Annotated in this window: 9 protein-coding genes and 1 tRNA gene; 6 read left to right on the top strand and 4 right to left on the bottom strand. The window is 61.5% G+C overall.

The genetic code is table 11. The annotated features are described in order from the left end of the window. Window positions 1-153 precede the first annotated feature (153 nt). Entirely contained in the window at window positions 154-2220 is a 2067-nt protein-coding gene (locus ACQZ5H_RS02175; protein WP_449096617.1) for a lytic transglycosylase domain-containing protein, read from the top strand. Window positions 2221-2276: 56 nt separating this feature from the next. Further along, window positions 2277-3164, top strand: coding sequence for an alpha/beta fold hydrolase (locus tag ACQZ5H_RS02170; protein ID WP_449096616.1), 888 nt, complete (start codon window positions 2277-2279; stop codon window positions 3162-3164). 103 nt (window positions 3165-3267) lie between these two features. On the opposite strand, the gene ACQZ5H_RS02165 is transcribed toward ACQZ5H_RS02170, so the two are convergent. Continuing rightward, the gene (locus ACQZ5H_RS02165; protein WP_449096615.1) at window positions 3268-4362 is read right to left on the bottom strand and encodes a porin; all 1095 of its coding nucleotides are present in this window, start codon (window positions 4360-4362) and stop codon (window positions 3268-3270) included. A gap of 1057 nt (window positions 4363-5419) precedes the next feature. On the opposite strand from ACQZ5H_RS02165, the gene ACQZ5H_RS02160 reads away from it, so the two are divergent. After that, window positions 5420-5944 carry an acyltransferase gene (locus tag ACQZ5H_RS02160; protein ID WP_449096614.1) on the top strand — a complete coding sequence of 175 codons (525 nt, stop codon included), beginning with the start codon at window positions 5420-5422 and terminating at the stop codon, window positions 5942-5944. Window positions 5945-6020: 76 nt separating this feature from the next. Here the strand turns inward: ACQZ5H_RS02160 and ACQZ5H_RS02155 are convergent. From ACQZ5H_RS02155 to ACQZ5H_RS02145, 3 genes are all read right to left on the bottom strand, one after another. Then, window positions 6021-6110, bottom strand: a tRNA-Ser gene (locus tag ACQZ5H_RS02155). Between the two features lie 84 nt (window positions 6111-6194). Next, a complete protein-coding gene (locus ACQZ5H_RS02150; protein WP_449096613.1) occupies window positions 6195-7412 on the bottom strand; it encodes an NAD(P)/FAD-dependent oxidoreductase in 1218 nt (405 codons plus the stop codon). A gap of 76 nt (window positions 7413-7488) precedes the next feature. Then, a complete protein-coding gene (locus ACQZ5H_RS02145; protein WP_449096612.1) occupies window positions 7489-8601 on the bottom strand; it encodes a Gfo/Idh/MocA family protein in 1113 nt (370 codons plus the stop codon). A 209-nt stretch (window positions 8602-8810) separates the two neighbouring features. Here ACQZ5H_RS02145 and ACQZ5H_RS02140 point away from each other — a divergent pair, with 209 nt between their 5' ends. From ACQZ5H_RS02140 to iolD, 3 genes are all read left to right on the top strand, one after another. Then, on the top strand, window positions 8811-9686 hold the full coding sequence (locus ACQZ5H_RS02140) for a MurR/RpiR family transcriptional regulator (protein ID WP_449096611.1): 876 nt from the start codon (window positions 8811-8813) through the stop codon (window positions 9684-9686). Window positions 9687-9778: 92 nt separating this feature from the next. Continuing rightward, window positions 9779-11713: a bifunctional 5-dehydro-2-deoxygluconokinase/5-dehydro-2-deoxyphosphogluconate aldolase gene (locus ACQZ5H_RS02135; RefSeq protein ID WP_203429207.1), complete on the top strand. Its 1935-nt coding sequence runs from the start codon at window positions 9779-9781 to the stop codon at window positions 11711-11713. Window positions 11714-11799: 86 nt separating this feature from the next. Further along, complete coding sequence (iolD, locus tag ACQZ5H_RS02130) at window positions 11800-13650, top strand: 3D-(3,5/4)-trihydroxycyclohexane-1,2-dione acylhydrolase (decyclizing) (protein WP_449096610.1); 1851 nt, start codon at window positions 11800-11802, stop codon at window positions 13648-13650. Window positions 13651-13665: the final 15 nt, after the last annotated feature.

Here is a 13665-nt window from a genome sequence, read left to right as displayed (position 1 = left end):
ATAGAGCGGTGAAAACGCCGCGACAAGCGTGGTGAGATCGGTTTAGGGCAAATTCCGATATCAAATGTGAACGAAGTTTACCGGTTCCGGTAAGCTTTCATTAAGATGCCGTTTGCGAGACTTGGGGCCACGTTTTCGTTGCGAGTATCCCGAATGAAAAGAGCTGTCCTGATCCTGACCGCCCTCGGCCTTTCGGCCGCCGCGTGGGGCAGCGCCGCGTCTCCATTGCCGCAGACGGACATTCCGGTACCCGACGCCAAGCCGCTCGGCTATCTGCCGCAGACCTCCGCCCCCGAAGCGATCATGACCGGTGCCATTCCGCGCACCGTCGCGCCGATCAACGGCGACTTGAAGAGCGGTCTCGACGCGCTCTCGGCCAAGAACCCGCAGCAGGCAATCTCCATCCGCGACGGCATGGCCAAGGGCACGCTCGACCGGCATATCCTGACCTGGGCGATCGCCATGTCGGGCCTCAAAGGCGTGCCCTCCTACGAAATCGCCGGCGCTTCCCAGGAACTGAAGGGCTGGCCGGGGCTTTCGAGGCTGCGCGCCAATTCCGAGCGCGCGCTCTATGACGAGAACCCCGATCCGGCAGCGGTGCTCGCCGCCTTCGGCGAGACGGCGCCGGAGACGACGCAGGGCGCGATCGTTCTCTCCCGGGCCTTGATTTCAGCCGGAAAGCAGCAGCAGGCCGCCAAATATATCCGCAAGGTCTGGCGCGGCGAAGGGCTGGACAAGGACACCGAGGACAAGGTCCTCGCCGAGTTTTCCGGCCTGCTTTCCCCCGCCGATCACAAGGCGCGCATGGACTATCTCATGTATCGCGGGCGCACGGCGCAGGCCAAGCGCTTCGGCGACATGGGCCAGGCGCAATCGCTCTACAAGGCTTGGTCGGCCGTCGCCGCCAAGGCACCGAACGCGGCTGCCCTGCTCAATGGCGTCGATGCGAAGTGGGGTACCGATCCCGGCTATCTCTTTGCCCGCATCGAATATCTGCGCAAGCAGGACAAATATGCCGAAGCGGCCAAGCTTCTGGCGCAGATGCCCTCGAAGCGCGACGAACTCGTCAATGCCGGCGAATGGTGGAACGAGCAGCGCATCGTCAGCCGCGGCCTGGTCGATCAGGGTCAGTTCGCCGCCGCCTACAAGATCGTCGCCAACAGCGTTGCGACCAGCACCGCCGATATCGTCGAAGCCGAATTCCATGCCGGATGGTATGCGCTGCGGGGGCTTCAGGAGCCGGAAGCCGCCGAGACGCATTTCCGCAAGATCCTGCAGGTTTCCAGCGGACCGCTTTCGGTCTCGCGCGCCTGGTACTGGCTCGGCCGCGCCGCGGAAGCCGGTGGTCCCGGCAAGTCCGCCGAATTCTACACCAAGGCCGCAAGCTTCCCGAGCACCTTCTACGGTCAGCTCGCCAGCGAACGCCTGGGCCGCAAGACGCTGAACGTCGCCTATCCCTCGCCGAGCGCCGCCGACCGGCAGAACCTGCAATCGCGCGAAGCCGTACAGGCGATCTCCCGCCTTGAGGCTGCCGGCCATGGATGGCGCGCAGCGACCCTTTATCTGGCGCTCGCCGACCAGATCCAGAGCCCCGGCGAACTTGCGATCCTGACCGCGCAAGCCGAACGCTCCGGCGACCATCACCTTTCGCTGCAGATCGGCAAGATCGCCTATTCGCGCGGCATCGATGTCGCCGCCCTCGCCTTCCCTGTCGGCGTCATCCCGTCGAGTGCCAATATTTCCGGCTCCGGCAAGGCGCTCGCCTATGCGATCGCCCGCCAGGAAAGCGCCTTCAACCCTGCCGCCGTGTCCGCCGCCAACGCCCGCGGCCTGCTGCAGCTGCTGCCGGGCACGGCCAAGGCTGTCGCCAAGCGCCACAACATCACCTTCTCCGCGGACAAGCTGACGGCCGACGCCGGCTATAACGCCACGCTCGGCGCCCATTATCTCGGCGAACAGATCGACGCCTTCGGCGGCTCCTATATCCTGACCTTCATCGCCTACAACGCCGGACCGAAGCGCGTACCCGAATGGATCGCCCGCTACGGCGACCCGCGCGGCAAGAATATCGACGAGATCGTCGACTGGATCGAGCGCATCCCCTTCCCCGAGACGCGCAACTATGTGCAGCGGGTGATGGAGAATTACGAGGTCTACAAGGCGCGGCTGGGCCAGACGCCCGATATCGAACGCGACCTGATCGGCGGCCGCTCCTCCTGAGACCGCTTGCAGGTTGACGCGCCGGCGCTAATCTCCCTAGCAACAGGGAGATGGCGATGACGACGAATTTCAACACCGGCTTCATAGCGCAGACGATCACCGCTGCCGACGACCTCAAGCTACATGCCCGGGATTACGGCAGCGCGCATGGAGACGCCCTCCCCGTCATCTGTCTGCCCGGCCTGACGCGCAATTCCCGCGACTTCCACCAACTGGCGATCATGCTTTCGAGCGATCCCCAATCCCTCCGCCGCGTCATCGCCTTGGACTATCGCGGCCGCGGACAATCGGATTGGGATCACAACAAGGCCAATTACAACATCGCCGTCGAGGCGCAGGATGTGCTCGCCGTCTGCGAAACCCTCGGTATCCACCGCGCCATCTTCATCGGCACCTCCCGCGGCGGACTGATTCTGCATCTGATCGCCATGATGAAGCCGGAGCTGCTGGCGGGCGTGGTGCTGAACGATGTCGGGCCGGTGCTTGAGGTCGAAGGGCTACGGCATATCCAGAACTATCTCGGCCATGCCAGAGCGCCCCGTGACTGGGACGATGCGGCGGCCATCCTGCGGGAGCTACACGGCAAGGTGTTTCCGGCGCTCGGCGCCGATGACTGGCGGGAGATGGCGGAAGCGCTCTACCGCCGCGATGGCGATCGCATCGTCAGCGATTTCGATCCGGCGATTGCGGAAGCGATGATTGCGGCGGATCTCAGCAGGCCGTTGCCGGATATGTGGGCGCAGTTCGAGGCGATGAGACTGGTGCCGCTGCTGGTCGTGAGGGGTGAGAATTCGACGCTGCTCTCGGAGGAGACGGTCAGGGAGATGGCGAGGCGGCACCCGAAGAGCGAGAGGATCATCGCGGCGGGGCAAGGGCATGCGCCGTTGCTGCATGTTGATGGGGCTGGCGAGCGCGTCGTGCAGTTCGTCAATGCCTGCGGATAGACAAACAGCGCCCTTTCTAACGACCTACCCCAGCAACACCCGCAATGCAAAAAGCCCGGCTCAAAGAGCCGGGCTTTCCTGATTAGACCGAAGTCAGATCAGATTAGAATGCACGCTGCAGGCGGAAGAAGCCCGTTACGCCATCAACGTCGTCGCCAGCGATGTCAGACTCGTGGTTGACGTAGGTCACTGCCAGCTTCGTGGAGAGGTTCTCTACGATCTGGTAGTCGAGCGTTACGCCAGCGCGCCACTCGTGACCACTGTCCCAACCGCGGCCGCTGCCGTTGGTGATTTCTTCCGGATCGACGTTTGCAGTGTACTGAACGCCGGGAGTGATGGTGAACTTATCGGTAGCCTTGATGGCGTACTGAGCAGCGATAGCCCATTCACCATTGAAGTAGTACTGGCTCGGGCCAGAAGACCAGATAGCTGCCAGACCGAAGGTGCCCGGACCAACGTCAGCCGTGATACGGCCGCGGATTGCACCGTTTTCAGCGTCGACGTCGTAGCCGCCGATGAGCTGGTAGGTGAAGGCACCAGCAGTGCCGCCGATAGCAGCGTCGATACCAACGTTGTTCGATCCGTGCTGCATGTAGGACAGGTCATCACCGTCGAGGCCGGTAACCTGGCTTGCGTTGCCAGCGTTACCGCCGAGTTCTTCAACAGCGATACCAGCGTAGAAGTCGCCAGACTCATACTGGTAACGGATGGAGTTGAAGCCCGTCGAACCGGAGTTCGTTGCGTCGAATTCGCCCGAGAAGTCGTCGTCCCACCAGTTGTAGATACGACCGACGCGCAGACCAGCGATGTCGATGTATGCGGTGTCGAGAACCGTCGAGTTGGTGGAAGCGGCGCCACCGCCCGTGTAGTTAGCCTGGTAGACGATCACGCCGGTGAGCGGGCCGTATTCGGTGTCGCTCTTGGCCGTGAACTGAACCTGACCGCGGGTCTTAGCATTCCAGTCTTCCGTACCGTCTTCGTCGCCGAAGTCGAAGTTTACGTCAAAACGAACGTAGCCTTCGATCTTGAGGCAGGTTTCGGTGCCCGGGATGTAGAAGTAGCCAGTGCCGTATGCGTCGCAAACGCGAACGTATTCTACTGCTTCCGGCTCAGCTGCGACGATTGCGTCGGCAGCCTGTGCGCCAGATACTACTGCCAGAGCAGCAGCGGAGCCGAGAAGAAGGCTCTTGATTGTCATTGGTGACCTCCAATTCAAAGTTTCGATCGGGTCTGGGATTTTTCGCCGTTAGAGCAGCGTTCCCTGCCCCATCCCCATGTTTCAAGAAGTCGGACGATCAACCGCCCTCGCTTCCGAGGTTGAAAATACAAGACGGCGTCCGTCACGCAATCACCAACTGCCACCTTTGTGTTGTTTGCATCTTCCTTCACAGACCCCTGTTGCTCAAAGGACACAAAATCGACATACGCCCCGCGCGGTTCTTTATACTTCGTTAAGAAACCCCCGGTTTTGCAGGGGGTTAGCGCCATTGGGCATGTGAAGAAACAGTCGATATGTGCCGCAATGATACCGGTTTTCCGCCAGATTGGGGGCTTTTCGTGATTTGCTTATGAAGGTCGCGATGCTTCGGCGAAGCGGTTCACGGCTTGTCGAGCAGCCGTGAATCACTGACCGGCGTCGATGATTCCCGATTTTGATTCTGCGCCGCGCTGAATTCGATTCCATTAACCAGGCGGGCCTACGGCGCGGACCGATGCCTCGCGAAACACTGAGCATCGTGTGCGGACCATCGATAAACCGCCTCGTCGCAAAGCAGCGAAGCCGGAACAGCGGAATTGAACTTTGCGCTCCGCGACCCGTTTGATGGGACAAGTCCGCCTGTTTTGCTGGCGTTCATACTGCGCATGATAGCAACATCTAATATGGGTCAACATTGGAGATGCACGATGAGAATTCAGCGCTTTTGGGTCGGAGCTTTTGCACTGATGTCAATCGGAGCAACGGCTCTACCGTCGATAGCAGTTTCACAGGAACTGGACATCCAGATTGGACGCTCGGACAGCTACCGCGGTGGAGAATACTATCGCGATCGCGGAGATGACAGATATGGGCGCGGCGGATGCAGCCCGCGGGAGGCGCTCAGGCAGGCGCGAGCACGCGGAATGAGGGACGTTCAAATTTACTCGATCGATCGCCGAATGGTCGTCGTCGATGGCTACGGGAAGCGGAACGAATACACGCAGCTCGGCCTGGCGAACGTACCGGGCTGCCCACGCGCGCGACGATAGTCGCCTCGATGGGTATTTCACGGATCCGAGCGACCTGGCATCAACTCACCTCCTTCGGCCGGATATCTTTCGGCAGCAACGCTCGCGTCGGGGCAGGCGTCGTAATCGATGCGGGCAAGGGACAGATTTCATTTGGGCACGACGCCAAGATCCAAAGAGGCGCGATGGTTCAAGCTTATGGCGGCCGCATCGATATCGGCGATCGCTTCAGCCTCAATCCATATTCGATACTATACGGCCATGGCGGCCTGACAATCGGCGACAACGTGAGGATCGCAGCACACGTCACCATCGTTCCATTCAACCATATTTTTGAAGATCCGGTGACGCCTATCAAACAACAGGGTGAGTCTCGTCTCGGGGTAAGTATTGGCGACGACGTGTGGATCGGAACCGGAGCCACTATTCTCGATGGAGTGAATGTTGCCAGCGGCTGCGTGATCGGCGCTGGTGCCGTCGTCACAAAAAGCACCGAGGTGAATGGCGTCTATGTAGGATCGCCGGCACGGCTCATCCGCTATCGTGGAGCATAGTGACAGCCACCAACAATTGCCGGCTTAATAACGCAACGCGCAAACCGTCGAAACTTGAGAATTTTAAGAAAGTAGATGGCGGAGAAGATGGGATTCGAACCCACGATACCCTCTCGGGTATACTCCCTTAGCAGGGGAGCGCCTTCGACCACTCGGCCACCTCTCCGGTGCGAGCCTGATAGAGTCATTCGACTGGTGAAGCAAGCGGTTTTTCGGCTTTTCACAGTCGAGATCAACAGTCTCGCGGTCTTTATGCCAACAGCTGCTTCAGATCGGCCGAAGCGTCGGCCAGAATGGCCTTGTCGGGATTGATTCCGCTTTCCAGCATCTTCTTGCCCGTCACATAGGCCTTGGCATCGTTGATCGCGTCGACGGCGATGAACTGGCCGTTCCTGAAATACCAGATCGAATGAGCGCCTTCGCGGGCGCCGGGGCGCAGCAGTGTCTGGTCGTAGCCGAGATTGAAGCCGGCGATCTGCAGCTTCACGTCATACTGATCCGACCAGAACCACGGCTTCGGATCGTAGGGAGCATTGCCCCCAGCGATGACGGCGGCTGCGGCATCGGCCTGGTCGACGGCGTTCTGCACCGATTCGAGGCGGATGCGGCCGCCCTGCCAGGGGAGTACCGCGCAATCGCCTGCTGCATATATGGAGGGATCGGATGTGCGGGCGAATTCGTCGACGATGATCCCGTTGGCGACTTCGAGGCCCGCTTCCTTGGCGAGCTGATCGTTCGGGACGACGCCGATGCCGACGATGGCGAAATCGATGTCGATGACCGATCCGTCGGAGAGCTCGGCGCCGGTGACGCGGCCGTTCGTGCCGATCAGATGCTTCAGGCCGGTCTTCTCGCGGATGACGACGTCGTGCGTCTCGTGAATCACCCGGATGATGTCGGCCGTTTCCTTGGCAGCGACGCGCTGCAGGATTCGGTCGGCCATTTCGATGACGGTGACTTCGAGGCCGAGATGGCGGGCGACGGCCGCCGCTTCGAGGCCGATATAGCCGCCGCCTATAATAAGGACTCGGCGGCCCGGACGCATTTCGCCGGCGAGCAGATCAGCGTCGCGCTTGTCGCGGGCGACATAGACGCCTTCGAGATCGCCGCCGATCGAAGCGGGAAGCTGGCGCGGCGTCGAGCCGGTCGTCAGCGCCAGCGTTCCATAGTCTATTGTCGAGCCGTCCTGCAGCACGACCTGCTTTGTATCACGCTTGATCTGCTCGACCCAGGTCGAGAGGCGGATCTCGACATTATTATCCGGGTACCACTGCTCCGGGCGGAACAGCAGGCGGTCGAAGCTCATCTCGCCGAGGAGATATTTCTTGGAGAGCGGCGGGCGCTGATAGGGCAGGACATCCTCGGCGCCGAGAATGGTGATGGGGCGGGTGTCCTTCAGGGCGCGCAGCTTTGCCGCCATGGCGAAACCTGCCTGCCCTGCGCCGATGATTACCAGTCTGTCCGTCACGGTCCCGCTCCCTGCATTCGTTATCGAGGCGAGAGGTAGTCCCCGCCCCTTGCGCCGTCAACAGGAAGAGATTGTCTCAGATCTCGATCCAGCGGCGCTCGTGGAACGACTGTGCCATGGCGTGAACAGACTTCTCTATCCTAAGACCGTCTTCAAATGTGACCAAGGACGACGGCTCACCGGATATTGCGCGGATCAGCTCGCGGCATTCGATGATCTTCAGATCGTTGAAGCCCAGACCGTGGCCGGGTGCCGGGATGAAGCGGTCATAGGGCTGGTGGGCGGGCGCCGCGAGAATCTTGCGGTAACCCTGCTCGGTGCCGCGTCCCGTCGCCTGATAGAGATCGAATTCGTTCATCCGCTCCTGATCATAGGCGATCGAGCCCTTCGAGCCGTAGATCTGCAGGGCGATGCGGCCCTTGCGGCCCCAGGCGGCGCGGTTGGCCATCAGCACGGCGGAGATGCCGCCGCCGAGACGCATCAGGACGTTCGCCGCATCGTGATTCTCGACCGCGCGGCGGCCGCCTTCCTTCAGAGGGCGATCGGCATAGGGCTTCACCATATCTGTAATGACGGCCTCGACATGACCGAACAGATACCAGAGCAGCGACAGCGGATGGACGGCGAAGTCGTCGAGCGCGCCGTAGCCGGCCGAAAGTTCGCTCTTCCAATAGAAGAAGACCTCGGCATCGGCCATGAAGTCCTCGTCCATCTCGACGCGGATATGATTGACGGTGCCGATCGCACCTTCCTCGATCAGCGCCTTGATGTGGCGCATGATGGGGTTCTGGATATAGTTGTAGCCGAGAACCGCGACCTTGCCCGACCGTCTGGCGACCTCGAGCATGCGCTGCGCATCGGCGTAAGCGGGGGCCATCGGCTTTTCGCACCAGACGTGCTTGCCGGCTTCCAGCGCCGCAATCGCCATTTCGGCGTGGAACTGATTGGGTGTAGTGACCGAGACGACATCGACGTCGGGATCGGCGATCAGCGCCTTCCAGTCGGCCGTCGCCTTCTCGAAACCGAATTCGGAGGCACGGGATTTCGCCAGCTCGGGGTTGGCTTCCGCCAGATGCACAAGGCGCGGCCGCTCGACATCGCCGAAGACGGTCTTGACCGCGTTCCAGGCCAGCGCGTGGCACTTGCCCATGTAGCCGGTACCGATCAGACCTATGCCAAGTGGCTTCATTTTGCGTATCCTCCTCCGAAATCGAGGCGATTTTTGGAATATTTAGACCATTTTGACAAGGTGCTAATGTTGCGACATTTGCGGCATTCGACCCGCTTCAATGTCTAAAATACTGAAAATTCAGCATATTAAAAACAATTAGGATCGACGGGAGAAATCATTTATGGTGCCGATTATGGAATATATGTTTCATTTCTTGGGTTGTTCGCATGGATGAAGACGCAAAAACGCTGACGCGCGTGCCCCGCGATTTCGAAAGCCTGCGCAGCACCATCATCGAACGCAAGGCAAGCATGCCGAAGCGCCTAGCGCAGGTCGCGGCCTTCGCGCTCAGCAATCCCGATGAAATCGCCTTCGGCACGACGGCAAGCATTGCCGCCGCCTCGGAAGTGCAGCCGTCGACGCTCGTGCGCCTGGCGCATCATCTCGGCTACGAGGGCTTTTCGGATCTGCAGAGCATTTTCCGCGAGCGCCTGCGCGACCGTACGCTGAGCTATGAAGAGCGGCTGGTGACGCTGGAGCAATCCGGCGGCGATGATGACGATGCCAATCTGCTGGCAGGGTTCATTGGCGCAGCCAGCCAGTCGATCGCCCGCATGGCCTCGACGGTGCAGAGCGACACCTTCACGAAGGCAGTCGATATTCTCGCGGCTGCCGAGACGATCTATCTGATCGCCAAGCGCCGCTCCTATCCGCTGACGGCGCATATGACCTATGCCTTCTCGAAGCTCGGCATCCGGCATCAGATCGTCGCTTCGCCGAATGGCGTCGATCTGGAAATGGTGCAGTTCGCCACGCCGAAGGATGCAGCGATCGCTGCCAGCTTCTCGCCCTATGCAGCAGACAGCCTTTCGCAAGCGGAGGAGCTTGCGGATCGTGGCGTGCCTGTCATCGCGATCACCGATTCGGCTTTTTCGCCGCTCGCATCGCGCGCCACCTGCTGGTTCGAGGTTGCCGAGGCCGATTTCGCCGGTTTCCGGTCGCTCTCGGCCTCGATGGCGCTGACGATGGCGCTTCCGGTCGCTATCGCGGAGCGACGGCGCAAAACGCAGAGCCAAAAGCCTGCGAAAAGCAAAATGGAATAAACATTCCGAATTGACAACAAGACGGAACCGTTGTTTCATTATTGCCAATTCGCAGGCGCTGGACGCCGCACAAAAATGAGCGGGAGGATACTATGGTACAATCGAATCCGGGTTCGCAGCCCGAGGCAGCTCTCGATGTGATCACCATCGGCCGCTCGTCCGTCGATCTTTACGGCCAGCAGATCGGCACGCGGCTTGAGGATATCGGCTCTTTCGCGAAGTCCGTCGGCGGCTGCCCGGCGAATATCGCGATCGGCACGGCGCGACTCGGCTTGAAGTCCGCCCTCATCACCCGCGTCGGCAACGAGCAGATGGGCCGCTTCATCATCGAGCAGTCGGCGCGCGAAGGCGTCGAGACCAAGGGCATCACGACGGACAAGGAGCGGCTGACGGCGCTCGTGCTTCTGGCGGTCGAGGCCGAAGGCGTTTCGCCGATGATCTTTTACCGCTCGGACTGCGCCGACATGGCGCTCGATGAAGGCGATGTCGACGAGGACTTCATCAAGTCGTCGCGCGCCGTTCTTGTTTCCGGCACGCATTTCTCCCGCCCCAATACCGAGGCGGCACAGCGCAAGGCGATCCGTATCGCCAAGGCGAACGGCCGCAAGGTGATCTTCGATATCGACTACCGCCCGAACCTCTGGGGCCTTGCCGGCCATGCCGAGGGCTTCGAGCGCTATGTGAAGTCCGACCGCGTCTCCTCGAAGATGAAGGAAACGCTGCCGGACTGTGATCTGATCGTCGGCACGGAAGAAGAGATCCTGATCGCATCCGGCGCCGATGACGTGCTTGCGGCGCTGAAGGAAATCCGCCGCGTCTCGCCGGCGACCATCGTGCTGAAGCGCGGCGCCATGGGCTGCGTCGTCTATGACGGCCCGATCAGCGACAATCTGGAAGACGGCATTGTCGGCCAGGGCTTCCCGATCGAGGTGTTCAACGTGCTTGGCGCCGGCGATGCGTTCATGTCCGGCTTCCTGCGCGGCTGGCTGAAGGACGAGCCGCTGAAGACGTGCGCCACCTGGGCGAATGCCTGCGGCGCCTTCGCCGTCTCCCGCCTGCTCTGCTCGCCCGAATATCCGACCTGGGCCGAGCTCGACTTCTTCCTGACCAAGGGCAGCGAGCACCGTGCGCTGCGCAAGGACGAGGCGATCAATCACATTCACTGGGCGTCGACCCGCAAGGGCGACATCCCGCTGTTGATGGCGCTGGCGATCGATCATCGTTCGCAGCTGACCAGCGTCTGCGACGAACTCGGCGTAGACTACAAGCAGATCGTCGCCTTCAAGCGGCTGGCCGTCGAGGCTGCCGCCCGCGTTGCCAACAAGCGCAGCGGCTACGGCATGCTGATCGACGAGCGCTTCGGCCGCGATGCCTTCTTCGATGCCGCGACCAAGAATTTCTCCTGGATCGGCCGGCCGGTCGAACTGCCGGGCTCGAAGCCGCTGCGCTTCGAATTCAGCCAGGATATCGGCTCGCAGCTGGTCGAATGGCCGCTCAACCACTGCATCAAGTGCCTGTGCTTCTATCACCCGGATGATCCGGCGGAACTGAAGGCCGAGCAGCAGCAGAAACTGCGCACGCTGTTCGAGGCCGCGCGCAAGGTCGGCCGCGAGCTGCTGGTCGAGATCATCGCCAGCAAGAACGCGCCTCTGACCGACGATACCGTCTCGACGGCAATGGAAGAGCTTTACGCGCTTGGCATCAAGCCGGACTGGTGGAAGCTTGAGCCGCAGGCTTCGAGCGCTGCCTGGAAGAAGATCGACGCCGTCATCGCCAAAAATGATCCATGGTGCCGCGGTATCGTGTTGCTTGGGCTGGAAGCGCCCGCGGACGAACTGCTCAAGGGCTTCGAGGCGACGCTTGCCGCCCCGTCGGTCAAGGGCTTTGCCGTCGGCCGGACGATCTTTGCCGATGCCGCGCGTGGCTGGCTGTCCGGCAAGATGAGCGACGAGGACGCGATATCGGATATGGCGGGACGTTTCCGCCAGCTGACGGAAGCCTGGCTGAAGACGCGCGGGCTGAATTGAAGGTTTGAGGATTAGACCCCTCCCAGCCCTCTCGACTGATGAGGGCTGGGAGGGGAAGAGACAGAGCGAAGGTTCGGGAGGACCCGATGGGTAAGACAATCCGTTTGACGATGGCGCAGGCTGTTGCGCATTTCCTGAAGAAGCAGATGACCGTCATCGACGGCAAGAAGGTTCCGATCTTCGGTGGCGTCTGGGCGATCTTCGGCCATGGCAACGTGGCGGGCATGGGCGAAGCGCTCTATCAGGTGCGCGGCGAACTGCCGACCTATCGCGCCCATAACGAACAGGGCATGGCGCATGCCGCGATCGCCTTTTCCAAGGCAAGCTTCCGCCAGCGCTTCATGGCCTGCACGACCTCGATCGGCCCCGGCGCACTGAACATGGTGACGGCAGCCGGCGTGGCGCATGTCAACCGCATTCCCGTTCTCTTCCTGCCGGGCGACGTCTTCGCCAACCGCGCGCCCGATCCGGTACTGCAGCAGATCGAGGATTTCGGCGACGGCACGGTTTCGGCCAACGACGCCTTCCGCCCGGTGTCGCGCTATTTCGACCGCATCACCCGCCCGGAACAGATCATCTCGGCGCTGAAGCGCGCCATGCAGGTGCTGACCGATCCGCTCGATTGCGGCCCGGTGACGCTGTCGCTCTGCCAGGACGTCCAGGCTGAAGCCTTCGACTATCCGGAAAGCCTGTTCGAAGAGAAGGTCTGGTCTACCCGCAGACCGCAGCCGGATGCCGATGAGCTGGCTTCGGCGATCGCACTGATCAAGACGGCCGAAAAGCCCGTCATCATCGCCGGTGGCGGAGTGCTTTATTCGCAGGCGACCAAGGAGCTTGCGGCCTTTGCGGATGCGCATGGCATTCCGGTTCTGCTGACCCAGGCCGGCAAGTCGGCGATCGACGAGCGCCACCCGCTGGCGCTCGGCTCGGTCGGCGTGACCGGCACCTCTGCCGCCAATGCGCTGGCCGAGGAGACCGATCTCATCATCGCCGTCGGCACCCGCTGCCAGGATTTCACCACCGGCTCCTGGGCGCTGTTCAAGAACGACAAGCTGAAGCTGCTCGGCCTCAACATCGCCGCCTACGACGCCGTCAAGCATGACGCGCAGCCGCTGGTCGCCGATGCCCGCGAAGGCCTGAAGGCGCTGTCCAAGGGCCTTTCCGGCTGGAAGGCGCCGGCAGCACTTGCCGAGAAGGCGACCAGGGAAAAGAACATCTGGATGGATGCCGCCAACAAGGCGATGGCCTCAACCAATGCAGCGCTCCCCTCCGACGCGCAGGTCATCGGCGCCGTGACGCGCTCGATCGAGCTCGAAAAGGCAATCGGCCTTTGCGCCGCGGGCGGTCTTCCGGGCGAAATGCACAAGCTCTGGCCGGCGACGGCGCCGGGCAGCTATCACATGGAATACGGCTTCTCCTGCATGGGCTACGAGATCGCCGGCGGTCTCGGCGCCAAGCTGGCGCATCCCGAAAAGGAGGTCTTCGTCCTCGTCGGCGACGGCTCCTACATGATGCTGAATTCGGAGCTCGCGACCTCCGTCATGATGGGCCTGAAGGTCAACATCGTGCTGCTGGACAACCGCGGCTACGGCTGCATCAACCGCCTGCAGATGGCAACCGGTGGCGCCAACTTCAACAATCTCCTGAAGGACTCCTATCACGAGGTCATGCCGGATATCGATTTCCGCGCCCATGCCGAAGCGATGGGCGCCGTCGCCGTCAAGGTGTCCTCGATTGCCGAACTTGAAAAGGCGATCGCCGATTCGAAGAAGAACGACCGCACTTCGGTCTTCGTCATCGACACCGATCCGCTGATCACCACGGAAGCCGGCGGCCACTGGTGGGATGTCGCAGTTCCCGAAGTCAGCCCGCGCAGCGAGGTCAACAAGGCGCATGAGGCCTATCTGAAGGCCCGTGCGGCGCAGCGGGCTGGTTGATTTGTTTTGAGACTT

This window comes from Rhizobium sp. 21-4511-3d (genome assembly GCF_053522545.1).
Note: the sequence above shows the minus strand (reverse complement) of the source record. Positions and strands in the feature narration are given on the sequence as shown.